Below are 22,632 nucleotides of genomic sequence, written 5' to 3'. Positions count from 1 at the left end.
CCCGATGAGCCGCCTCCGGTCGCTCGGCGGGGTCGTTTCGACGCGCGCGGTGGCGCTCGCGACCCTCCTCGTCCTCGCGGTCGTGCTCGGCGGCACCGCCGCCGCCGTCGGGACGGGCGCGGGAGCGAGCGCCGGGCTCGGGGGCGGGGGCGAGGCCGTCGGAGGCGAGGCGATCGAAGGCGAGGCGATCGGGAACGACGCGGCCGACGCGGCGAACGTCACGGACGCGCTCGTCGACGCCGACGCGGACGAGCCGGACCGGCCGACCGAACCGGGCGTCGCCAGGGTGGTTCCCGGTTCCACCGACGCGTCGACGGATTCCGCCGCGGGCGAGAGCGAGACGTACGACGACCTCGCCGCCGCCGTCGACGCCGCGGGGCCGGGCGACACCGTCGAGGTGTCCGGCGTCTTCGAGCCGGCCGAGACCGTCGTCCTCGACGAGCCGAACGCGACGATCCGCGGCACGGGGGCCGAGGCCGCGCTGATCGACGGCGGCGGCGAGGACACCGTCCTCGCGGTCCGCGCGGCGAACGTCACGGTCGAGGGGATCCGGATCCACGACTCCGGCGAGGACCTCGAGTCCGAGGACGCGGGCGTCTTCCTCGCCGAGAGGGCGGACGGGGCGGTCCTCGCGGACCTGTACCTCTCCGACGTCGCCTTCGGCGTCTGGGTGAACGGCGCGGACCGGATCGTCGTCCGCGACTCCCGGATCGAGGGCACCGAGGACCCGCGGTTCGTCGACCGCGGCAACGGGATCAACCTCTGGGAGACGACGGGCTCCGAGATCCGGAACAACGAGATCACCGGGGTCCGCGACGGGATCTACTTCTCGTGGGCCTCGGACGTCGAGACGACGGGGAACGCGCTGTGGGACCTGCGGTACGGCGTCCACTACATGTACTCGGACGACAACCGCCTCGCGGACAACGTCGCCGTCGGCAACGACGTGGGCTACGCGCTGATGGTGAGCGAGGGGGTCGAGGCCACCAACAACACCGCGGTCGCGAACCGCGGGCGGAGCGGCCACGGGATCCTGCTCAAGGAGATCGAGGACAGCGTCGTCCGCGGCAACGACCTCGTCGCCAACGACCAGGGGCTCTTCCTCTACAACGCCCAGCGCAACGAGGTCCGGGGGAACCTCGTCTACGCGAACGGGGTCGGCGTCCATCACAGCGCCGACACCCAGGGAACCGTCGTCGTCGGCAACGACTTCGTCGGAAATGGGGAGCAGGTGTTGACGACGACCCGCGAGCTGCTTGCGTGGAACGGGAGCGATCGCGGAAACTACTGGTCGGACGCCCGCGTGGCCGACAGCGACGGCGACGGGGTCGGCGAGGCCAGACACCGGCCGGCGGGTGCGGCCGAGCGGCTCGTCCAGGAGCACCCGAGCGCCGCGGTCTTCGCGAACGGCCCCGCCTTCGACGCGATCCGGCTCGTCGAGAGCCGGTTCCCGGTGGTCGAGACCGCGGGCGTGGTCGACCACCGCCCGCTCGCGAGCCCCTCTCACGACCTGGAGCCGTATCGCCCGTACGCCGCGGCAGTCGACCCGGCCGTGGAGTACGACGACGACCCCGGAGACCAACACCACTGACAATGCGAATCGACATCACCGACGTCCACAGACGGTACGGCGACCTCGAGGCCCTCGCCGGGGTCGACTTCACGGTCGAGCCCGGCGACGCGTACGGCCTCGTCGGCACCAACGGCGCGGGCAAGTCCACCCTGTTCCGGCTCGTCGCCGGCCACGAGCGGCCCGACGCGGGCCGCGTCGAGGTGGGCGGCCGCGACGCCGCGGCGGCGGGCTGGCGGGTCCGCGAGGAGATCGGCTTCCTCCCGGAGGACCCCGGCTTCCCGCCCGGCGAGACGGGCCGGGAGACGCTCGCCTTCCACGCGGACGTCCGCGGGATCGGCTCCGGCCCCGCCGACGTCGTCGAGCGGATCGAGGGCGCGGCCGCGACGGTCGGGCTCGCGGACGCGATCGACCGCCCGACCGGCGGCTACTCGAAGGGGATGCGCCGGCGGCTCGGGCTCGCGGCCGCGCTGTTGGCGAACCCCTCGGTGCTGCTCCTCGACGAGCCGACCGCGGGGCTCGACCCGAACGGCGTGGCCGCCCTGCGGGAGGTCCTGACCCGCGTCCGCGACGAGACGAACGCGACGGTCCTGCTCGCGTCGCATGCGCTCCGGGAGGTCGAGCGCGTCTGCGACCGCGTCGGCGTCGTCGACGGCGGTCGGCTCGTGGCGGAGGGGACGCCCGCCGACCTCGCCGACGGCCACGAGGACGGGCTCGAGGGGGCGTTCGTCTCGCTCACCGGGGGTGGTCGCGATGCCTGAGCGCCGCGAGGGAAACGCCGACGGCGACGAGGGGAACGAGGGAATCCCCGACGGCGGCGTCGCCGTCGACGACGCGTCGACGGCCGAGGCGTCGCGCGCGGTCGAGCAGACGGCGGGCGCGGAGGGTCGGAGCGCGTCGTCCCTCGGCCGCCTCGTCGCCGGGCTCCCGCGTCCGGGGATCGTCGCCCGCCTCGCCCGGCGGGAGGCCCGCCTGACGGTCCGCCGGGGCTGGGCGCTCGGGCTGACGCTCCTGTTCGCGGTGTTCGCGCTCCTCCTGGCGACGTTCAGCGGGTCGAGCGTCGCGCCGAGCGGGTACGACCCCGTGGTCGCGAGCTACGTCGAGCTGGCGACGTACCTCGTGCCGCTCGCCGCGCTGGCGTTCGGCCACGGCGCGGTCGTGGGTGCGGCCGAGCGTGGGCGGCTCGGCGTGCTCCTGACGCTGCCGGTCTCGCGGGCGGAGACGGCCCTCGGGATCCTCGCCGGGCGGGCGGCCGTCCTCGCGAGCGCCGTCGTCCTCGGTTTCGGCGGCCCCGGGCTGCTCCTGTTGCGCGAGTTCGGGCTGGGGGGGTGGCCGACGTTCGCGGGGTTCCTGCTTGCGACCGTCGCGGTCGCGGTCGCGCTCCTCGGGGTCGGCGTGGCGATCTCCGCGCTCGCGCCGACGTCGACGTTCGCGCTGGCGGGGGCGCTGCTCGTCTGGGTGTGGACCGCGCTCGTCCACGACCTGCTCGCGCTCGGCGTGCTCTCGGCGTTCGAGGGGGCGGGCGAGTTCGTCGCCGCCATGATCGTCTCGAACCCGGTCGCGACGTACCGCCTGCTCGCGCTCGCGCCCACCGACGCCGCGAGCGCCGGCCTCGCGGCCGCGCTCGACGGCAGCGGCCTCTCGACCGGGCTCCTCCTCGCGTCGCTGCTCGCGTGGGTCGCGGCCGCCGGCGTCGTCGCCGCGGTCGCGCTCCGACGGAAGCGGGTTTGACGAAACCGCCCGTCAGTCCCGCTCCGCGAGGAACCGCGCGATCCGGTCCGTCGCCTCCTTCAGTTCGCGCATCGAGGTCGCGTACGAGACGCGGAGGTGGCCCTCGCCGCCCGCGCCGAAGACGGAGCCGGGCACGACCGCGACGCCCTCCGCCTCCAGAAGCGCCTCGGCGAACGCCTCGTCGTCGCCGCCGCACTCGGGGAACGCGTAGAACGCCCCGCCGGGCTCGAACGTGTCGAGCCCCATCGCGTTGAACCGGGAGACGACGAGCCGCCGTCGGCGGTTGTACTCCTCGACCATCTCGGTCACCTCGTCGTCGCAGCTCCGGAGCGCCTCCAGGGCGGCGATCTGGGCGGTCGTCGGCGCGGAGAGCATGGTGTACTGGTGGATCCGGTTCATCGCGTCGATCGCGTCGGCCGGGCCGAGCGCGTAGCCGAGCCGGAGCCCGGTCATCGCGTACGCCTTCGAGAAGCCGTTGACGACGATCGTGCGCTCGCGCATCCCCGGCTGGGTGGCGATCGAGGCGTGGTCGGCCCCGTAGGTGAGCGCCGAGTAGATCTCGTCGGCGACGACGCGGAGGTCGTTCTCGCGACAGAACGCCGCCACCTCGGCCAACTGCTCGTCGGTCATCGTCGCGCCGGTGGGGTTGTTCGGGTAACAGAGGACGAGCAGGTCGGCCTCCGCCGCCCCGGCCGCCTCGAGCCGCTCGGGGGTGAGCGCGAAGTCGTCCGCGGCGCGCGTCGGGACCGACAGCGGCTCGCCGCCGGCGAGCTCGACGCCCGGCGCGTACGAGATGTAGGAGGGCTCGTGGATCGCGACGACGTCGCCGGGGTCGACGAGCGTCCGGAACGCCAGGTCGACCGCCTCGCTCGCGCCCGTGGTGACGAGGACCTCCTCGCCCGGATCGTACGACTGGTCGTATCGCTCGTGGTGGGCGGCGATCGCCTCGCGGAGCTCCGCGGTGCCGCGGTTGGCGGTGTAGGAGGTCCGGCCCCGCTCGAGCCCGCCGATCGCGGCGTTGCGCGCGGCCCACGGCGCGGAGAAGTCGGGCTCGCCGACGCCGAGCGAGATGACGTCGTCGCGCGCCTCCGCCAGCTCGAAGAACTTCCGGATCCCCGACTCGGGGAGCTCGCGGGCGCGGTCGGCCGTCCTCATGGCGAGACGGAGAGCCGGTCGTCGTCGTCGCCGTCGGCGAAGCGGACCCCGCCGTCCTTGTACGTCTCCATGATGTAGTGGGTGACCGTCTGGGTGACCTCCGGCATCGGCGCGACCTGCTCGGAGATGAATCGCGAGACGTCGTTCATCGAGCCGCCGAGCACCTCGACCGCGAAGTCGTAGTCGCCGGAGACGAGGTGGAGCGCGTCGACCGCGGGGAACTTCGCGATCCGGTCGGCGACCTGCTCGTAGCCGGTCTCGCGGTCGAGTTCCACGTTGATCTCGACTATCGCGCGGATCTTCCCCTCCTCCGTGCGGTCCCAGTCGACGACGGCCTGGTAGCCGTGGACCACGCCGTCCGCCTCCAGCGACGCGATGGCCTCTTCGACCCGTTCCGCGTCGAGGCCCGTCTGGGCCGCGATGTCCTCGATGTCCTCGCGAGCGTTCCGCGCCAACACGTCGAGTACCTCGCGCTCGGCTTCCATACGGACACGTCGGCGGGTGACGGTTTGAATATGGCGGCGCACGCAAGCGTCCCCGCGAAGGCGGGGCACGGCGACCGTCGCCGCGGTCGCCCCACCACACCCGCGAGTACGACCCGCCCCGCCGCACCCGACGGTTATGGCCCCGCCGTTCGAACCGGGACCCGTTCATGACCGAACACGACGCGGGACTCGAGGAGGCCACGCTGGAGAACGCCACGGCCCTGATCACGGGCGCGAGCTCCGGGATCGGCGAGGCGACCGCCGGCGCGCTCGCCGCCCGCGGCGCGGACGTCGCGCTTCTGGCGCGGCGACGGGAGCGGCTCGAGGCGATCGCCGAGACCGTCGAATCCGAGTACGACGTGGAGGCGGTCGTCGTCGACGGCGACGTTCGCGAGCCGGAGACGTCGACGGCGGCGGTCGAGACGGCCGTCGACCGGCTCGGCGGGCTCGACGTGGTCGTCGCCAACGCGGGACTGGGCCGCGGCGGCGACGTGGAGACGATGACCGACGAGGAGTACTTCGCGATGCAGGAGACCAACGTCGACGGGACTTTCTTTCTCACCCGCGAGGCGCTCCCGCACCTCCGGGAGTCCGCGGGGACGCTCGTCGTCGTCGGGAGCTTCGCCGGGAAGTTCCCGCGCCCGTTCAACCCGGTGTACGCCGCGAGCAAGTGGTGGGTTCGGGGGTTCGCCCGAAGCGTCGCCGCGCAGGTCGGCGACGACGACGTGGCGGTCTCCGTGATCAATCCCTCGGAGGTCCGCACCGAGTTCGGCAGCGAGGAAGGGGAGCCGTTCGAGGAGCGGTTCGAGCCCGGCAGCGTCACCGAACCCGAGGAGGTCGCCGAGGCGATCGCGTTCGCGGCGACGCGGCCGGGATCGACGGCCCAGGAGATCGACCTGTTCCGGCGCGACAAGTTCGCCGACACGTTCTGAGTCGACGGGGACGGATCGAGAGGTGGGTCGTTCAGCCGGCGTCAGTGTCGATGTCGTTCAGCCGGCGTCGGCGTCGATCGGCGCGCCACAGTCGGGACAGGCGTCGTCGGCGCGCGAGACCGCGAGGTCGCACTCCGGACAGAACCGACGGTCACAGGCTGGATCACCCATGTCCGGTCCGAGACCGGCGAGCGACAAAAATCCCGGCGCGTCCGGCCGCGAACCGTAACCCCTTTTGAAGCCGTCATCTCCGTGTCGGTGTGAGCAACGCCGACAGCCGGTCACAGTTCTGGGCGCTCTATCTCACGCGGTTCGCGGAAGGGTTCGGCTTCATCACGCTCTTGACGCTTCTCCCGACGTACATCAACACGCTGGACCCGCAGGCGACGACCGTGCTCGGCGTGACCGTCTCGGCGGGATTCATCATCGGGATGTACACCACCGGGTTCACGCTGGCGCAGACGGTCGCGGTGGTGCCGCTCGCGTGGGCGGGCGACCGGTTCGACAAGCGGCGCGTTCTCCTCGCCGTCCTCGCGGTCGGGGCGGCCGTCTACGCGCTGTTCCCGGTCGTGGACTCCTCCGCGTCGTTCGTCCTGATCCGCGGACTCCAGGGGGTCGCGGTGACCGGCGCGTCGCTGATGACGCTCTCGCTCGTCGGCCAGATCGCCGAGACGGGCACCCGTGCCGACAAGATCGGGAAGGCGAACGCGGCCTCCTTTGCGGCCTCGATCGTCGGGGCGCTGTCGGCGGGCGTGATCTACGACGCCGTCGGCTTCGGCCCCATCTTCACGGTGATCGTCGCGCTCATGGTCCTCGCGTGGGCGGTGATCTGGGGCGTTCTCGATCCCGATCCCACCCGCACCGAGGGGTTCCCGTTCACCGATCTCGCGGTCAACCGCAAGATCGTCTCGATCACGGCGTTCCGCGCGCAGTACGCCTTCGCCGTGACGATGGTCCGGACGTGGGTGCCGATCTACGCGGGAACGGAGCTGGCCGCGGGCGGGCTCGCCGTCGGCGCGACCGCGGTCGCGGTCACCGTCACGATAGAGAAGGCGACCAACATGGTCGGCCAGCTGTTCACCGGCCGGCTCTCCGACGGCTACGGCCGGTCGCTGTTCGTCTTCGCGGGCGGCGGTGCCTACGGACTCGTCGCGGTCTGTATCCCCTTCGCGCCCGCGATCGGGACCGCCCTCGGAGCCGACGTGACGCTCCCGTTCCTCGGCGCGCTCCCGCCGGCGTACCTCCCGCTCGTCGCGTTCTCCGGGCTGCTCGGCGTCGCCGACTCCTTCCGCGAGCCCGCGAGCATGGCGCTGTTCGCGGACGAGGGGACCGACGAGGGGGGCGTCGCCTCCAGCTTCGGCATCCGCGAGCTCGTCTGGCGGCCCGGATCGGTCGCGGGGCCGCTCGTCGCCGGGTGGCTGATGGTCGAGGTGAGCATGGCCTCGGTGTTCCTCGTCGGCGGCGCGTTCGCGATCACGGGCGTGCTCGCGTTCCTCGCGCTCCTGGCCCGCGACCACGGCCGGGCCGCGCTGACGACGTGGTGAGGCCGGGTCCCGCTGCGTCGCGGAGCCGGCGATGGACGGTCGGCCACGATCCCCGGCGATCCTTTCAGGGAGTGGAAGATTGAAACCCCGAACGGCGGAGTATCAGGTAGTGGTCTCCCTCACACGTTACGTTTCCGTTCCGAGACGGGTGATCTCCGACCTCCAGGGTGACGGCCGCGGAAGGGCGCTCTCGGCCGTCGCGTTCGGCTGGTTCCTCTCGATCAGCACCCGGATGATCTACCCGGCGCTGCTTCCCTCGATCCGGTCGAGCTACGGGCTCACGCTCACGACCGCGGGTCTGCTGTTGACCGTGCTGTGGGTCGCCTACGGGATGGGTCAGCTTCCCGGCGGGATGCTCGCCGACTGGGCGGGCGAGCGGACGCTGCTCGTCGCCAGTTCGCTGCTGGCGGCCGCGATGCTCGCGCTGGTCGTGCTCGCCGACTCGCCGGCGGTGCTGTTCGCCGGGACCGCGCTCTTCGGGCTCGGGACGGCGACGTACGGCGTCTCGCGTTTCACCGTCCTCAAGGACATCTACCCGGACCGTCTCGGCACGGCGACCGGGGTGACGATGGCCGCGGGCGACGTGGGCAACGCGGTGATGCCGCCGGTGGCGGGCGTGCTCGCGGGCGCGGTCGCCTGGCAGTACGGCTTCGGGGTCGTGATCCCGTTTTTCGTCGTCGCGGCGGTCGCGCTGTGGGTCACGGTCCCGTCCGACGCCTCCGGGACCGTCCCGATCCGCGAGGCGTTCTCGGTCGACGACCTCGCGCCGCTGTTCCGGCGGCCGGTCGTCCGTCACTCGATGGTCCTGCTCGTCCTGTGGGCGACGGTCGTCCAGGCGTTCATCGGCTTCTACCCGACGTACCTGATCGACGTGAAGGGGTTCTCCTCGACGACCGCGACCGTCCTGTTCGGCTTCTTCTTCGCGCTCGGGAGCCTGATCAAGCCGGTCGCGGGGCGGGCGTACGACCGCGTCGGCGTCCGAACGCCGCTGGCGGTCATGATGGGGATAACCGCCCTGACGCTCGCCGCGCTCCCGTTCGCGAGCGGGCTCCCGTCGTTCGTCGCGCTCACGGTGCTCGCAAGCGCCATCCTCGGCTACGAGACCGTCGTCATCTCCAACCTGACCGACCGGCTCCCGGACGGCTCGCGAGGGAGCAAGCTCGGCGCGCTGCGGACGGTGTACATCATGGTCGGGGCGTTGAGCCCCGTCGCCTTCGGGGCGGTCGCCGACCGCGGCTACTTCGACGAGGGCTTTCTCGGGATCGCGGCGGTGAGCGCCGTCGTCGTGGCGTTCGCGCTCGTGTACGTCGACTACTGAGACGCCGGAAAGGACCGGAGAGACGGCTACCGCTTCGAGAGCGCCGCCCGGTAGTGGTACCCGTCCTCGCCGCGGGCGACGTCGACGACCTCCCAGCCGGTTCCGACGGCGGCCTCCCGGAGCCGGTCGGGGCTGAACAGGCGGAGCTGGAGGATCGGGTCCCGCTCGCCCTCGTACTCGAAGAACATCACGCGGTGGGCGAGCCCGGGCGTCGGGTCCTCGCGGTACCCGATCACGTCGCTCGTGGCGGGGTGGTCCGGGTCGTAACAGTCCACGACGGCGGTTCCGTCCGGTCGGACCACGAACGCGAGGTCGTCGAGGAACGCGGAGAGTCCCCGCATCGAGCCGACGAGTCCGAGGTGGGTCCCGTTCAACAGCGCGGAGCCGAACCGGTCGCGATCGAAGTCCTCGGCGAGGTCGAACATGCTTCCCCGGCGGGCGTCGGCGACGCCGCGTTCGCGCATCGTCTCCACGAGCGCGGGACTCGGCTCGACGGCGACGGTCTCGAACCGGTCTTGAAAGTACAGGGCGTGTCGGCCGGTCCCGGCGCCCACGTCGAGAAGCGGCCCCTGGAGGTGGGACCCGAGCCAGCCGTTCGTTCCCACCTCGGGGTCGAACGGCGTGAAGTAGAACGACTCGACGGGGTGTTCGACGGTCTCCGCGCCGTCCGAGTGGAGGAGGGGTTCGGTCCGCTCGCCGCGGTGGTGGTCCCGGATCGCCCGGCCGAAGGCGTCGGGACCGGCGGGGGAGTCGACGCGCGACGAGTCGGCGATCGGGGGGTCGGCGTCGGGATCCGAACCTGAGTCGGCGTCACCCATGGTAAGTGACACGACGCGACCCGGCAAAAATCCCCGTTGAGGCTCGGTACCGCGGTGCGAACGACGACACCGATCCCGACACCGACTCCGACACCGATCCCGACTCGCGCCCCGCGATCGACCGGTTTCGGTCAGCCTAAAAAACCGGAACCGTTTTGTGTGTTTAGGTTGGCCTAAATCGTGTGCCGAGGGACTCGATGCCGCTCGAGGTCGACGCGGATCGCCCGATTCGGCGCTCGCGAGGGGGCGAGCGGCCGTGACGCGGACCGCGCGGTACCTCCTCGCGTTGTACATCGCGGAACACCGCTCGTCGCCGCCGGTGTCCTCCGGGCGCGTCGCGGAGCTGGTCGACCGGTCCCCGGCCGCGGCGACGGAGATGCTCCAGCGGCTCGAGGCGGACGGCCTCGTCGACCGCGAGCCGTACCGCGGCGCGACGCTGACCGAGGCCGGCCGCGAACGCGCGAGCGACCTCCACGAGACGTACGTCGCGCTCTCGTGGTTCTTCCGGGACATCCTCGATCTCGAGGCACACGAGCGCGAGGCGATGGAGATGGCCGGGTTGTTGAGCCCCAAGGTCGCCGACCGCCTCGCCACGCTCCTCGTCGACGACGACGGCCGCGACGCGAACGTCCCCTCCGAGGTGCCGTCTCCCTCGCCGTCGCCGGAGTGAGCGGAGCGTCGCCGCGTTCGAGACGCGGGGAACGTCGCCGACGACCGCACCTTTTTTGTTTTAGGTATGCCTAAAGAGAGTCGATGCCAACAGGAGCGCAGTCCCGAAGCGAGCCCCGCCACGGATCGGATCGCGAACCCGAGTCGGCCCGGAGGCCGGAGGTGACGGTCTGTGAAGGCGGTCCCGGTCGATCGGTGTTCATCGAATCCGACAACACGGACGGGTGGATCGCGGTGGACGACCCCGTCGATATCCGTCGATGACCGATCCCGACGACGCCGTCGCGGAGGACGAAGCGCCCGCCGACGATTCGCCCGACGCCGACGATTCGCCCGACATCGACGACTCGCCCGCGAGCGATAGCCCGTCCGCGGGCGACCCCGCCGATCCGTCCGGCTCGGACCCGGACGACGGAGGCGATCCGTCCTCGGAGACGGGGTCGGACCCGACGCTCATCCGTTCCGGCCGGAACTTCGAGCGCGAGTACCGGCTCGACGCGAGCGAGGCGGGGGCGTTCCTGGTCGAGTTCGGCGAGAAGCTCCGAGACGGCGACGAACTCCGCCTCGCGACCGACGAGTGGGAGTTACCCTTCGCGTTCGGCGAGCCCGTCGAACTCGAGATCGACTTCGAGGGAACCGGCGAGCCGAGCCTGGAGATAGAAGTGGAGCTGCCCGGCCGAACCGACGACACCGCGCCGGACGTCAGGTGAGCGGTTCCGGCTCCGGAGTCGACGGTCGGTTTAGTGCGTCGCGGAGTCGGTGACGAGGGTGTCGTCCTCGAGGTAGTGTTCGATGTGGTGGGCGTGTTCCTCGATCGTCTCCAGCTGTTCGCGGAGCATCTCGCTCGTGGCGTAGTCGCCGAGCCCGTCCGCGAGTTCGATGTGCTGGCGGTAGCTCTCGATGATGTCGCCCATCATCTCGAGGTCGTTCGCGAGGGAGGTGCGGACGTCGTAGACGTCCTCGTCCTCCGCCTCGACGGTCGCGTTCTCCGCGAGCGTCGTCATGCTGGCGTGCGGGACGCCGCCGAGCGCCTGGAGCCGCTCGGCCAGTTCGTCGGCGGCCGCCTCGACGTCCTCGTACACCTCCTGTAAGAACACGTGGATGTCGAGGAACTCCGCGCCCTCGACGTTCCAGTGGTGCTTGTGGAGCTGGTGATAGAGGACGTACGCGTCCGCGAGATCCGAGTTCAGCGCCTCGATGATCTGTTCGGCCTTCTCCGTCTCGAGTCTGAGGGCGTTCTCCTCGACTGTGCCCGCGCGCTGTCGCGTCTCTTTCTGCGTGCTCATGACGGTTCAACGTACGACCCGTACCTACTTATATCTTATCAACATCCAAACACTTTTCGTACGGCCTAAAACTCGATTTTCGTCGAGTTCGCCCCGGTGAAACCGGTCAATCGTCTGAAAGGGAGACGACCGCGATGGAACCGATCACCGAGGATCGTTTCACCGACGAATACCCGAATTTTCCGATAGAATTCCATGGCTAGTGGTGCGGGTGTTTCGATGGAGATCGAGTTGATGAGAACGAGATCGTTGCTGGGACAATGAACATCTCCAAAGCCCCAGTCGCGACGGCTCGGGGGCCTTGCTGTGCTCCTCGTCGCTCACTTCGTTCGCTCCTGCGGTGCTTACTGCGGCCGCCGTCGCCCTCGCGACTGCCCCTTTGAGTCCCGCCCGCCCCGCGACCGCACCTCACGCCTCCCCAGCCTCGCCACTCGCGCTTTTCAAGCGCTCGTGGCGTCCCTCGCGGGCGGTTCGTGCCGCTCCGCGGCACTCACCGGCGCGCCACCGCTCAAGCGATCGCTCGTTGCTTCGGCTGTATTGACCGATCCGTTGGCGACTAGTTCGATGCGCGCTGGTTGGTACGTCGAACGGCCACGGGACGTCCCGCCGCGATCGGTTTAGGGTGACCTAAGATCCGAAAGCGATTTAATCCTTTAGGGAAGCCTAAAACACATGATGAGACGGACGGACGAGGAGGAGACGACCCGGCACGACGGCGGGGTCGTCGAAGTCGGAATCCCCAGAGGCCGCGCCGGCGAGGAGCCGTTCGACCGCGAGGGACTCGCGAGGACCGTGAACGGGGGCGAGGAGTGACCGCCCCGTTCGACCGCGACGTCGTCGTGGTGGGCGGCGGGCCGGCCGGCTCGTCCGCCGGCGTCTTCCTCGCTCGCGGGGGACTCGACGTGACGGTGTTCGACCGCGGCCGGTCCTCGCTCGCCCGGTGTGCCCACCTGGAGAACTACCTCGGCTTCCCGGCGGGGATCGACGTCGGGACGTTCGCCGACCTCGCACGCGACCACCTCCGTGAGGCGGGCTGTTCCGTGATCGCGGACCTCGTCGAGTCGGTCGAACGGCGAGCGGAGGGAAGCGACTCGGTCGCCGACCGGGGCACGGAGGGCGACGACGACACCTCCGGCGGCTTCCGCGTCACGCCCCAGGAGGGCGACCCGATCACGACCCGGCGCGTCGTCGCGGCCACGCGGTACGGCGGCGAGTACCTGCGGCCGCTCGGCGACGACGCGATGTTCGAGATCCACGAACACGGCGGGGAGACGACCGAGCGCTTCGACCGCGGGTACGCCGACCGCGACGGAACGACGCCGATAGACGGGCTCTACGTCGCCACCCCGTCCGAGGCCGACCGACAGGCGATCACGGCCGCCGCGCGCGGAGCCCGCGTCGGTAAACGGGTCGTCGCCGACGCCCGGATCGCCGACGGGTGGTGGCCCGCGGCCGCTGAAGGGGTCGACTGGCTCCGCCGCGAGACCGAACTCGACGACGAGTGGACGGATCGCGACCGCTGGGTCGAGTGGTTCGACGCGCACCACGCCGACGCGCCGGTCGATCCGGACTCCGAGCGGTACGCGCGGGTCCGGGAGGCGGCGATCGACGACGCCCTGTCGGCGTACGTCGACGCCGGCGAGATCGAGTCGCGGGCGGCGGCCGGCGAGCGCGCCGTGGCCGAGCGCCTGGACCCGGCCGCCGTCGTCGACGCGCACGGGACCGAGGCGCTGCTCGAGGCGATGGACGACGACGCGATCGCCGCGTACGCGACCGGGAAGATCGGCGGCGAGGTCGACGAAGACGGCGAGGTCGACGAGGAGAGCCGGGAGACCGCTCCCGAACCCGCCGAGGGGGAGACCTGATGAGCGGCGAGGGGTCGACGGTCGGGGGCGGATCCTCGGTCGACGGCGGATCGCGGGTCGACGGCGAGACCTCGGGGAGGCGGACGACCGACCGGAGCCCGATCGGGTGGCTCCTCGACGCGAGGCTCGTCGCCGTCGCGCTCTCCAGTCTCGCGGTGATCGTCGTTGCCGGGCTCGTCCAGGTGAGCTTCGGGGCCTACTCGATGACGGTCGGCCAGGCGTGGCGCGCCGTCCTCGACCCCGCCGTCCTGCTCGATTCGCGGTGGCTGCTCAACTTCCTCGTCGGCGAGGAGCTGATGCGGATGCTGACCGGGTTCCGGGGAGAGCTCCCCGAGCTGGCCCGCGAGACGCTCATCGTCTGGAACATCCGGCTGCCGCGGGTGCTCGTCGGCGTCCTCGTCGGCGCGAACCTCGCGGTCTCCGGGGCGATCTTCCAGGCGGTGACGCGGAACGAGCTCGCGAGCCCGTTCATCCTCGGGGTCTCCTCGGGCGCGGGACTGACCATCCTGCTCACGCTCGTCGTGTTCGGGAGCCTCTCGGCGTTCCTGCCGCTGATCGCGGCGCTCGGTGGGTCTATCGCCTTCCTGATCGTATACGCGATCGCGTGGAAGAACGGGACCAGTCCCGTGCGGCTCGTGCTCGCGGGGGTGATCGTCGGGACCGTCTTCAACAGCCTCCAGACGGGGCTGTTCTTCTTCGCCGACGACATCGGCGTCGTCCAGTCGGCGATCGCCTGGACCACGGGCTCGCTCACCGGAACCGACTGGGAGCAGGTCCGGCTGGCGCTCCCGTGGACGCTCGTCGCGGTGACGCTCTCCGTCGCGGGATCGCGACAGCTGAACCTCCTGCTGCTCGGCGAGGGGACCGCGAAGGCGCTCGGGATGTCCATCGAGAAGGTACGGTTCGCGCTGTCGGGCGTCGCGGTGCTCGCGGCGGCCGCCAGCATCGCGGTGGCGGGGATCGTCGGCTTCGTGGGCCTCATCGTCCCCCACATGGTCCGCAACCTCGTCGGCAGCGACTACAAGCGGCTGATCGTCGGCTGTCTCTTCGTCGGCCCGGCGCTGATGGTCGGTGCCGACGTGGGCGCGCGCCTCGGCATGAGCGTGATCACCGGGGCGGACGCGCAGGTCCCGGTCGGGATCGTGACGGGACTGGTCGGCGGCCCGTACTTCCTGTACCTGATGCGGAAACAACAGCACATGGGTGAGATCTGAATGTCGATGGACGGAGTCGAACCGACGCGAACGGACGGATCGATCGACGAGAGCGACGAGTCGGCTGCCGCCGGACGCGTCGACGACGGCGACGGTGGGACCGGCGACGCGAGCGACCTCGGCGGCGAGGGACTCGTGTTGGGGTACCCGAACGGGGAGGAGCCGGTGGTCGACGGCGAGTCGATCGCCGCGGAGCCCGGCGCGGTCACCGCCTTGGTCGGGCCGAACGGGTCGGGCAAGAGCACCCTGTTGAAGGGGCTCGCGAACCAGCTCGCGCCCGAGGCCGGCTCGGTGGTGCTCGACGGGCGGGACGTCCACTCGATGGACACGAAAGCGCTCGCCCGGAAGCTGGGGCTGCTCTCACAGGAGAGCACCTCGCCGAACGGCATCACGGTCGAGGACCTGGTGTATCACGGACGGTATCCCCACCGTGGCTTTTTCGAGCGGACGACCGAGGAGGACGTGAGCGCCGTCGAGCGCGCCGTCGAACTGGCCGGCTGTGACCACCTGCGCGACCGCGAGGTCGGCAGCCTCAGCGGGGGGCAGAAACAGCTGGCGTGGATCGCGATGGTGCTCGCACAGGATACCGACGTGCTCCTCCTCGACGAGCCCACGACGTTCCTCGACCTCCACCACCAGATGGAGGTGATGGAGATCATCGAGACCCTGCGCGACGAGAGCGACGTCACGGTGGTCGTCGTCCTCCACGACATCGAGCAGGCGGCGCGGCTCGCGGACCGCATGGTGGCGCTCAAGGACGGCGAGATCCGCGCCCGTGGCCCGCCCGAGGAGGTCGTCACCGAGGAGTTGCTCGCGGACGTGTTCAGGATCGACGCCGAGGTCGTGGCCACCGATCGCGGACCGCGAGTGACGCCGATCCGCGCGCGTCACGAGGAGTAGGTCCCGCTCCGGGCGGCGATCGGGTGACGCACTATTTAGGTAGGCCTAAAAATCGGAACGGTTTTACTTCTTTAGGCTAGCCTAAAAGCATGCCCAACGGCGACGACACACCCGGCGGACCGACTCGCAGAGCGTTCGCGAAGTACGGCGGTACGGTGGGCCTCGGCGGCCTGCTCGCCGGCTGTACCGGCGGCGACGCCGAATCGGCTCCGTCGGGGTCCGACGGGAACGGAACCGACTCGACGGATGAGACTCCGGAAGGCGAGGAACCGACGGAGGACGAGTCGTACTCGGTCACGATGGCTCCGATGGGCGAGGTCACGTTCGACTCGCCGCCGGGGACCTGGCTCGCGTTCCTGAGCACGTACGGGGACATGGGGATCGCCCTCGGGCAAGCGGACGGGCTCCGGGGGATCTGGGACCCCGCTACCGTCCCGACAGAGTTCTACGATCAGCTCCCGGGTGTCGACGTCTCGTTCGACGACGTGGCCGCGATCGAGGGGCTCGACAAGGAGACGCTCTATCAGGTGGACTGCGACCTCCACCTGTTGGACCCGAACTGGCTCGGGGTGATCGCCGACGAGTGGACGGAGTCCGACACGGAGGAGATAGCGGACCGAGTCGGTCCGTTCCTCGGGAACTACATCCGACGACGGGGCGACGACTGGCACGACTACCGGTATTACTCGCTATACGAGGCGTTCGGGATCGTCGCGGACGCGTTCGGCGAGCCCGAGCGGTACGAGGCGTTCGCGGCGATCCACGACGACCTGCTGTCGACGGTCCGGGCGTCGCTGCCCGAGAGCGAGGATCGCCCGTCGATCGGGCTCGTCTCGGTGAACTCCGACTTCGAGGACGGTTCGTTCTACGTGTATCCGGTACAGGACGGGAACAACCACAAGCAGTACCGCGACCTCGAGATGAACGGCGCGTTCGACGACCACATCGACGGCGGCTACGCGCAGTGGGACTACGAGCGGCTCCTGGACGTCGACCCCGACGCCCTCCTGTTCCAGTACGGCTTCTCACACGTCTCGGCGGCGGAGTTCGAGAACCGGATGGACGCGCTCCGGGAGGATCCCGTCGGAGGCCAACTGACGGCCGTCCGGAACGGCCGCCTCTACCGCGGCGGCTCGTCGTATCAGGGACCGATCGTCAACCTGTTCCAGACTGAGGCGGCCGCCAAGCAGTTCTACCCGGACGCGTTCGGCGAGTGGCACGGGATCGGAGACACGCCGGCGGACGAGCGACTGTTCGACCGCCAGCACGTCGCGGATATCATCAACGGAGAGTTCTGAACCATGACGAGCAACACCGACGCCATCGAACCGGACGAATCGGCGACGAAACGGACGCGGCGCGACTACCTGACGTACGGCGGCGCGGTCGCTCTCGGCGGCCTGCTCGCCGGCTGTACCGGCGGAAACGCCGAGTCCACTCCGTCGGGCTCCGACGGGAACGAAACCGACTCGACGGACGGCGGGTCGGGGGACTCGGACGGCTCCGCGACGGAAGGAAACGACGCCGGCGACGGGAGCTACACCGCGTCGATCGCGCCGATGGGCGAGGTGACGTTCGAGTCGCCGCCGGAGACGGTGTTCACGCGGCTCACGCACCACGCCGACATGGCGTTCGCGCTGGGTCGCGGCGACGGGATCACCGCGATGCACGCGCCCGACTACTACGACGGGCTCTGGAACCAGTTCGTCGAGCGGCTGCCGGGCGTCTCGCTCGACTGGTCGGGGCTCTACTCCTCGTGGCAGCCGGACAAGGAGAAGCTGTACGAACTGGACAGCGACGTCCACCTGGCGGATCCGGCGTGGATAACGCAACTCGACAGCTGGGGCCGCGAGGACGTCGACGAGATCGCCGAGCGCGTCTCGCCGTGGTTCGGCAACTCCCTCAGCGACCGCCATCAGGAGCCGACGCCGGAGTGGGCCGACGACTACGAGTACTACGGGCTCTGGGAGCAGTTCGAGCGCGTCGCCGAGGCGTTCGACGAGCGCGAGCGATACGCCGAGCTCGCGAGCGTCCGCGAGGAGCTCCTGTCGACGATCGAGTCGGGGTTGCCGCCGGAAGGAGAGCGTCCGACCGCGGTCATGATCGCCGCCGCCGACATCGAGGAGATCTACGCGTACACCCTGAGCAACCCCGGCTTCCTCACGTCGCACACGCGCCCGCTCGGCCCGCGAGACGCGTTCGAGGGGAGCGTCGAGTCCGGCACGGTCGTCGACTTCGAGACGATACTCGAGGCCGATCCCGACGTGATCCTCTACCTCGGCGGCTTCGAACCGGGAACGGACATGGCCGGGCGGCGGGCCGCCTTCGAGGACGACCCCGTCGGCTCGGAGGTCACGGCGGTTCGAAACGACCGCATCCACCCGCAGGGTGCTCGATACCAGGGCCCGATCCTCAACCTCTTCCAGCTGGAGATGACCGCGAAACAGCTCTACCCGGAGGCGTTCGGCGAGTGGCCTCGCTACGAGGAGGGGCCGTACCCGGAGATCCCCGAGAACGAACGGCTGTTCGACCGTCAGCGCGTCGCGGACGCGATCAACGGGGAGTTCTGACATGGGCGGCACACGCGGGACACCCGAGGCACACGAAGCGGATCCGACCGATCCGGACGCGATCGACGGGCCGACGCGACGAGACGCGATCAGGTACGGCGGCTCGGTCGCCGTCGGCGGGCTGCTCGCCGGCTGTACCGGCGGCGAGTCGACGGTCGATCCGACCGGAGACGGCTCGTCCACGACGGGTGGCGCGAACGGGACCGACGACGGCGGGGACGGCTCCTCGGGAACGGGCGGGAGCGAGACGGGACACTCGGCGACGCTCTCACCGGTGGGCACCGTCGAGTTCGACTCGGTCCCCGAGCGCGTCTTCACGGTCTTCCCACAGTACGCCGACATGGCGGTGGCGTTGGGCCACGGCGACGCGGTCGCCTCCGTCTACGTCCCCGAGATGTCGGGGACGACGATGAACCGCTACTACGGCGACCTGGAGGGCGTCTCCTTCGAGTGGGAGGGCCTCTTCGACCCGCTGAGCGAGGGGATCGCGAAGGAGCGGCTCTACGAGCTCGACGCCGACGTTCACCTCGCGGACCCGGCGTGGGCGTCGACGCAGGAGAACTGGGACCGGAGCGACGTCGAGGAGATCGGATCGCGGGTCGCCCCCTGGTTCGGGAACTTCTACAGCGGGACGCGGGCCGAGCCGCCGTCGGGATACGACGGTTACGAGTACTACGACCTGTGGGAGCTGTTCGGCGGCGTCGCCGACGTCTTCGACGAGCGCGAGCGCTACGAGGCGCTCGCCGCGGTCCACGACGACCTCCTCGAGACGGTTCGAGGCGACCTGCCGCCGGCGGGCGAGCGCCCCACCGCGGTGCGCGTCTCGATGGCGGCCGACGGCGAGTCGTTTTACACCTACCACCTGAACGAGCCGGGGTACTGGCTCGCGGACACCCGGCCGCTCGGAGCCGTCGACGCCTTCGCCGACGCGGACTGGGACGGTCTGTGGGGGCAGGTCGACTTCGAGGCGATGGCGGAGGCCGACCCGGACGCCATCCTCCACCTCTGGGGGTTCACCCCCTCGCGCAGCATGGCCGAGTTCCGGTCGACGCTCCGGGACCACCCCGTCGGCGCGGACCTGGCCGCGGTCGAGAACGACCGGCTCCACGCGCAGGGGATGCGCTATCAGGGGCCGATCATGAACCTGTTCCAGATCGAGATGACCGCGAAACAGCTGTACCCCGAGACGTTCGGCGAGTGGCCCCGTCACGAGGACGGCGACGGCTACCCCGATCTCCCCGAGGACGAACGCCTGTTCGACCGCGAGCGAGTCGCGGGTATCATCAACGAGGGCGCGTAGATGGGCGACATGGAGTACGACATCGTCGTCGTCGGTGGCGGAGTCGCGGGGCTGTCGGCGGCCGTCTTCACGGCCCGTCACGGCCTCGACACGCTCGTCTGTGACGCGGGCGGATCGATCCTTCGCCGGAACGCCCACCTGGATAACTTCCCCGGCTTCCCCGTCGGCGTCAACGCGCGCCGCCTGCTCGACCTCCTCGAAGAACAGGCCGAGAACGCCGGCACCGACCGCCTCGACGCCCGAGTGACGGCGGTCGAACCCGCGGCCGAAGACGGTCCCGGGGGCGACGATCCGGCCCGGTTCCGGATCGAGACGGCGGACGGCGACCGGATCGCCGCCGACTACGTCGTCGCGGCGACGAAAAACGAGGTCGGCTACCTCGAGGGCGTCGACGGCGTCGGCCTCCTCGACCGCGGAAAGACGTTCGTCGACACGGACGAGCGCGGTCGGACCGGCGTCGACGGGCTGTACGCCGCGGGCCGGCTCGCGGAGAAGCCCCATCAGGCGGCGGTGTGTGCCGGCCACGGCGCGGAGGTCGCGGTCACGCTGTTGGAGGACGACGACGGCCCCTTCTACCACGACTGGGTCGCCCCGGAGGGGTACTTCTCCGACCGCGGTCGACCGATCCCGCCCGGCTGTGAGGAGATCGGCGGGGCGGAGCGGCGACGACGCGAGGGCCGGTCGCTCGAGACGATGCGCGAGCGGTTCGCCGAACCGCACCCGGACGACCAGGAGACGCACCCGAGCCTCCGGGAGGAGTGATCGGGTGAGCGGAACGTCAGCACGTTCGAACGGTGAGTGAATGATCGGAACCACGCTCGAGGACATCCGCGACCACGTCGAACGCCTCGCGACCGACGACGGCGACTACTACCTCGTCTGTGCGCGCTACGGCGACCGTCCGGTTCCCGCGGCGGGACTCCGGTTCGCGGACCGACCCACGGCGCGGGCGGCCGCTCGGGCGACCGAGCAGTACCGGGCCGCGCTCCGCCGGTACGACCCGGGCGTCCCGCGCTACGACGTCATCGTCTCGCAGCTGTGCGAGCCCCCCGAACGCCCCGACCGCCTCGATCTCCCCGACCGCCCCGAACGCTCCGACCGCCCCGATCACCCCGACCGCCGTTCCGATCGGGGCTCCGGACGGAGCGAGTCCCGAACCGGCGGGTGCGGCGGACACGGCGGGGGCGGCAGACACGGCGGGATCGACGAGCACGACGCCGCGAGCGGACGCGGCGGATCCGACGAGGACGACGAGGACCGATGGGCGCTCTCGGAGCCCGTGATCAACGGCCGATCCCGGCGGAACGAACGCCGGCGGCGGCTGGTGGAGTTCTGTCACCGGATCGCGGCCGCCGTCTTCGAGGCGCTCTCGGAGGCCGGCTGCCGGGAGGTGGAGACTGCGGTGATGGACCGGTACTTCGATCTCGCCGAGCGCGTGCCGGACCCCGACGCCCTCTGTCTCTGCCTGCTCGAGGGAATGGCGGCGGAACTCGCCGACCGGCTCGCGGCCGAGGACCTGACCGACATCCTCTCGCGGGCCGCGGACCGCCTCGAGCGGTCGTCCGTCGACGGATTCGACGACGCGGACCGTGGAACAGCGGGGATCGACGTCGTCCGTCCCGCCGACGGTGCGGGCGGTCCCGCCGACACTCCCGACGACGAGGACGCGGCCGATCCGTTATCCGCGACGCTCGGGGACCTCCGCGATCACGGGCTCCTCGCGGGTTTCGATCGCGTGCCGGCGGCCACGGAGCCTCTCGACCTCGACGACGGCACCGGGTCGTTCGCGGAGACCGCCCGGATTACCGGCTACGCGCTCTCGCCGCGGAACGGGTCGCTCCCGGTGTTGCCGATCGTCGTCGAGTTCATCCGGCGGTCCCCGGAACGCCGGCCGACCGGAACGCGGGTCGAGCCGACCGACGACGGCTGGACGATGCGCGTGGAGTTCGAGGGCGACGCTAACGATGACAGCGACGACGTCCCGAAAGGGTTGGTCACCGCACCGATCCGCTCGCCGGAGCCGTGACCGAGTCGGGGGCGTGATCGGGGAGGAGCGGTCGATCAGCCCTCGAATCCCTGCTCGGCGAGCGCGTCCTCGAGCGCCGCGAGCAGGAACTCGACGTTCTGCGGGCGCGCGGAGTAGCCCATACAGCCGATACGCCAGATGTCGCCCGCGAGGTCGCCGAGCCCGGAGGCGATCTCGATGTCGTACTCCTCGAGGAGGTGGTCGATGACCGCGCCGTCGTCGACCCCGTCGGGCACGCGGACCGCGTTGAGGCTGGGCAGCCAGTACTCGTCGGGTGCGTTCATCTCGAGTCCGAGGTCCTGGAGCCCGGCCTTCAGGTCGCCGGCGACCGCGCGGTGCCGCTCCCACCGGCTCTCGATGCCCTCCTCGGCGACGAGCCGGAGGGCCTCGCGGATCGCGTACACGTTGGTGATCGGCGCGGTGTGATGGTAGGCGCGCTCGTCGCCCCAGTATCCCTCCAGCAGCGCGAGGTCGAGGTACCACGACCGGGGCTGCTCGTCGCGGTCGAGCACCTTGTCCATCGCCCGGTCGTTGAGCGTGAGCGGGCTCGCGCCCGGCGGACAGGAGAGACACTTCTGTGGGCCCGAGTACGCCACGTCGACGTCCCACTCGTCGACGCGCATCTCGACGCCGCCGAGCGACGTGACGCAGTCGGCGATCACGTACGCGTCGTGGGCGTGCGCGATGTCCGTCAGCTCCGGGACGTGCGGCTGGAGGACGCCCGTGGAGGTCTCCGCGTGGACGAACCCGAACACGTCCGGCTGGTGGGCGTCGAACGCCGCCTCGACGTCCGCGGGGTCGAGCGGCTCGCCCCACGGCGCGTCGACCTCGACGACCTCGCCGCCGGCGCGCTCGGCCATCGAGGCCATCCGCCCGCCGAAGTAGCCGTTCGTCGGGACGAGCATCGTGTCGCCCGGCTCGACGAGATTGCCGATCGCGGCCTCCATCGACGCCGACCCCGTCCCCGAGACGGGGATCGTCCACTGATTGTCGGTCCGGAACGTGTACCGCAACAGCTCCTGAACTTCGTCCATGATCTCGACGAACGAGGGGTCGAGGTGGCCGACGAGCGGCGTGCTCATTCCGCGCAGTACCCGCGGGTGAACCTCGCTCGGTCCCGGCCCCATCAGGGTCCGATCCGGCGGCGAGAGTTCCCCGACTTCGGGCGCTTCGTCGTCCGCGACAGTCTCCAACGATCGATCGGACATACAGGGCGTTCTCACGGCGAATATAAAAAACGCGACGGAAC

22 protein-coding genes are annotated in these 22,632 nt (G+C 70.6%); 17 read left to right on the top strand and 5 right to left on the bottom strand.

The window, feature by feature from the left end; genetic code table 11:
* The first annotated feature begins 4 nt into the window (after positions 1 to 4).
* The 3 genes from nosD to AXA68_RS09060 are packed head-to-tail and all read left to right on the top strand — an operon-like array spanning position 5 to position 3,301.
* Positions 5 to 1,591 (top strand): nitrous oxide reductase family maturation protein NosD, encoded by a 1,587-nt coding sequence (nosD, locus tag AXA68_RS09070; RefSeq protein WP_066415612.1) that lies wholly within the window; start codon positions 5 to 7, stop codon positions 1,589 to 1,591.
* A 2-nt stretch (positions 1,592 to 1,593) separates the two neighbouring features.
* A complete protein-coding gene (locus AXA68_RS09065) occupies positions 1,594 to 2,331 on the top strand; it encodes an ABC transporter ATP-binding protein (protein ID WP_066415604.1) in 738 nt (245 codons plus the stop codon).
* Positions 2,324 to 3,301, top strand: a complete 978-nt coding sequence (locus AXA68_RS09060; RefSeq protein WP_066415601.1) for an ABC transporter permease — start codon at positions 2,324 to 2,326, stop codon at positions 3,299 to 3,301. The genes AXA68_RS09065 and AXA68_RS09060 overlap by 8 nt, the downstream gene beginning before the upstream one ends.
* Positions 3,302 to 3,313: 12 nt before the next feature.
* On the opposite strand, the gene AXA68_RS09055 is transcribed toward AXA68_RS09060, so the two are convergent.
* Together AXA68_RS09055 and AXA68_RS09050 are read right to left on the bottom strand one after the other, a co-directional pair.
* Positions 3,314 to 4,456, bottom strand: a complete 1,143-nt coding sequence (locus AXA68_RS09055) for a pyridoxal phosphate-dependent aminotransferase (protein ID WP_066415598.1) — start codon at positions 4,454 to 4,456, stop codon at positions 3,314 to 3,316.
* Positions 4,453 to 4,941 carry an Lrp/AsnC family transcriptional regulator gene (locus AXA68_RS09050; RefSeq protein ID WP_066415589.1) on the bottom strand — a complete coding sequence of 163 codons (489 nt, stop codon included), beginning with the start codon at positions 4,939 to 4,941 and terminating at the stop codon, positions 4,453 to 4,455. Before AXA68_RS09050 ends, AXA68_RS09055 begins: the two co-directional genes overlap by 4 nt.
* Positions 4,942 to 5,108: 167 nt before the next feature.
* Between AXA68_RS09050 and AXA68_RS09045 the strand changes: the two genes are divergently transcribed.
* The 3 genes from AXA68_RS09045 to AXA68_RS09035 all read left to right on the top strand — a co-directional run bounded on the left by AXA68_RS09045 (position 5,109) and on the right by AXA68_RS09035 (position 8,735).
* On the top strand, positions 5,109 to 5,873 hold the full coding sequence (locus tag AXA68_RS09045) for an SDR family oxidoreductase (protein WP_066415586.1): 765 nt from the start codon (positions 5,109 to 5,111) through the stop codon (positions 5,871 to 5,873).
* Positions 5,874 to 6,133: 260 nt separating this feature from the next.
* The gene (locus AXA68_RS09040) at positions 6,134 to 7,417 is read left to right on the top strand and encodes an MFS transporter (RefSeq protein ID WP_066415584.1); all 1,284 of its coding nucleotides are present in this window, start codon (positions 6,134 to 6,136) and stop codon (positions 7,415 to 7,417) included.
* Positions 7,418 to 7,526: 109 nt separating this feature from the next.
* A complete protein-coding gene (locus AXA68_RS09035; RefSeq protein ID WP_066415582.1) occupies positions 7,527 to 8,735 on the top strand; it encodes an MFS transporter in 1,209 nt (402 codons plus the stop codon).
* A 26-nt stretch (positions 8,736 to 8,761) separates the two neighbouring features.
* Here the strand turns inward: AXA68_RS09035 and AXA68_RS09030 are convergent, their stop codons facing one another.
* Positions 8,762 to 9,553 carry a class I SAM-dependent methyltransferase gene (locus tag AXA68_RS09030; RefSeq protein WP_157884822.1) on the bottom strand — a complete coding sequence of 264 codons (792 nt, stop codon included), beginning with the start codon at positions 9,551 to 9,553 and terminating at the stop codon, positions 8,762 to 8,764.
* Positions 9,554 to 9,809: 256 nt separating this feature from the next.
* Here AXA68_RS09030 and AXA68_RS09025 point away from each other — a divergent pair, with 256 nt between their 5' ends.
* Both AXA68_RS09025 and AXA68_RS09015 read left to right on the top strand, forming a co-directional pair.
* Positions 9,810 to 10,223 (top strand): metal-dependent transcriptional regulator, encoded by a 414-nt coding sequence (locus tag AXA68_RS09025; RefSeq protein WP_066415580.1) that lies wholly within the window; start codon positions 9,810 to 9,812, stop codon positions 10,221 to 10,223.
* Positions 10,224 to 10,677: 454 nt separating this feature from the next.
* Positions 10,678 to 10,932 (top strand): amphi-Trp domain-containing protein, encoded by a 255-nt coding sequence (locus AXA68_RS09015; RefSeq protein WP_066418490.1) that lies wholly within the window; start codon positions 10,678 to 10,680, stop codon positions 10,930 to 10,932.
* Positions 10,933 to 10,962: 30 nt separating this feature from the next.
* Here AXA68_RS09015 and dpsA read toward each other — a convergent pair whose 3' ends face one another.
* Entirely contained in the window at positions 10,963 to 11,508 is a 546-nt protein-coding gene (gene dpsA, locus AXA68_RS09010; RefSeq protein WP_066415573.1) for a DNA starvation/stationary phase protection protein DpsA, read from the bottom strand.
* 672 nt (positions 11,509 to 12,180) lie between these two features.
* Here dpsA and AXA68_RS16775 point away from each other — a divergent pair.
* From AXA68_RS16775 to AXA68_RS17095, 9 genes are all read left to right on the top strand, one after another.
* Entirely contained in the window at positions 12,181 to 12,321 is a 141-nt protein-coding gene (locus AXA68_RS16775) for a hypothetical protein (protein WP_157884821.1), read from the top strand.
* Entirely contained in the window at positions 12,318 to 13,373 is a 1,056-nt protein-coding gene (locus AXA68_RS09005) for an FAD-dependent oxidoreductase (RefSeq protein ID WP_157884820.1), read from the top strand. The genes AXA68_RS16775 and AXA68_RS09005 overlap by 4 nt, the downstream gene beginning before the upstream one ends.
* The gene (locus AXA68_RS09000; protein ID WP_066415572.1) at positions 13,373 to 14,587 is read left to right on the top strand and encodes a FecCD family ABC transporter permease; all 1,215 of its coding nucleotides are present in this window, start codon (positions 13,373 to 13,375) and stop codon (positions 14,585 to 14,587) included. The genes AXA68_RS09005 and AXA68_RS09000 overlap by 1 nt, the downstream gene beginning before the upstream one ends.
* A complete protein-coding gene (locus tag AXA68_RS08995) occupies positions 14,588 to 15,487 on the top strand; it encodes an ABC transporter ATP-binding protein (RefSeq protein WP_066415565.1) in 900 nt (299 codons plus the stop codon). It abuts the gene before it with no gap.
* 89 nt (positions 15,488 to 15,576) lie between these two features.
* Positions 15,577 to 16,785 (top strand): ABC transporter substrate-binding protein, encoded by a 1,209-nt coding sequence (locus tag AXA68_RS08990; RefSeq protein ID WP_066415563.1) that lies wholly within the window; start codon positions 15,577 to 15,579, stop codon positions 16,783 to 16,785.
* A 3-nt stretch (positions 16,786 to 16,788) separates the two neighbouring features.
* Positions 16,789 to 18,057, top strand: coding sequence for an ABC transporter substrate-binding protein (locus tag AXA68_RS08985; RefSeq protein WP_066415561.1), 1,269 nt, complete (start codon positions 16,789 to 16,791; stop codon positions 18,055 to 18,057).
* 1 nt (position 18,058) lies between these two features.
* Positions 18,059 to 19,357 (top strand): ABC transporter substrate-binding protein, encoded by a 1,299-nt coding sequence (locus AXA68_RS08980; RefSeq protein ID WP_080505215.1) that lies wholly within the window; start codon positions 18,059 to 18,061, stop codon positions 19,355 to 19,357.
* Positions 19,358 to 20,119 carry an FAD-binding protein gene (locus AXA68_RS08975; protein WP_066415559.1) on the top strand — a complete coding sequence of 254 codons (762 nt, stop codon included), beginning with the start codon at positions 19,358 to 19,360 and terminating at the stop codon, positions 20,117 to 20,119.
* Between the two features lie 40 nt (positions 20,120 to 20,159).
* Entirely contained in the window at positions 20,160 to 21,383 is a 1,224-nt protein-coding gene (locus AXA68_RS17095) for a DUF7551 domain-containing protein (protein ID WP_066415557.1), read from the top strand.
* Between the two features lie 35 nt (positions 21,384 to 21,418).
* Here AXA68_RS17095 and AXA68_RS08965 read toward each other — a convergent pair whose 3' ends face one another.
* Positions 21,419 to 22,591 (bottom strand): pyridoxal-phosphate-dependent aminotransferase family protein, encoded by a 1,173-nt coding sequence (locus tag AXA68_RS08965; protein WP_066415555.1) that lies wholly within the window; start codon positions 22,589 to 22,591, stop codon positions 21,419 to 21,421.
* Positions 22,592 to 22,632: the final 41 nt, after the last annotated feature.

This window comes from Halorubrum aethiopicum, from assembly GCF_001542905.1.
Lineage (GTDB): Archaea > Halobacteriota > Halobacteria > Halobacteriales > Haloferacaceae > Halorubrum > Halorubrum aethiopicum.
This window is presented reverse-complemented; position numbering and strand designations above follow the sequence as displayed.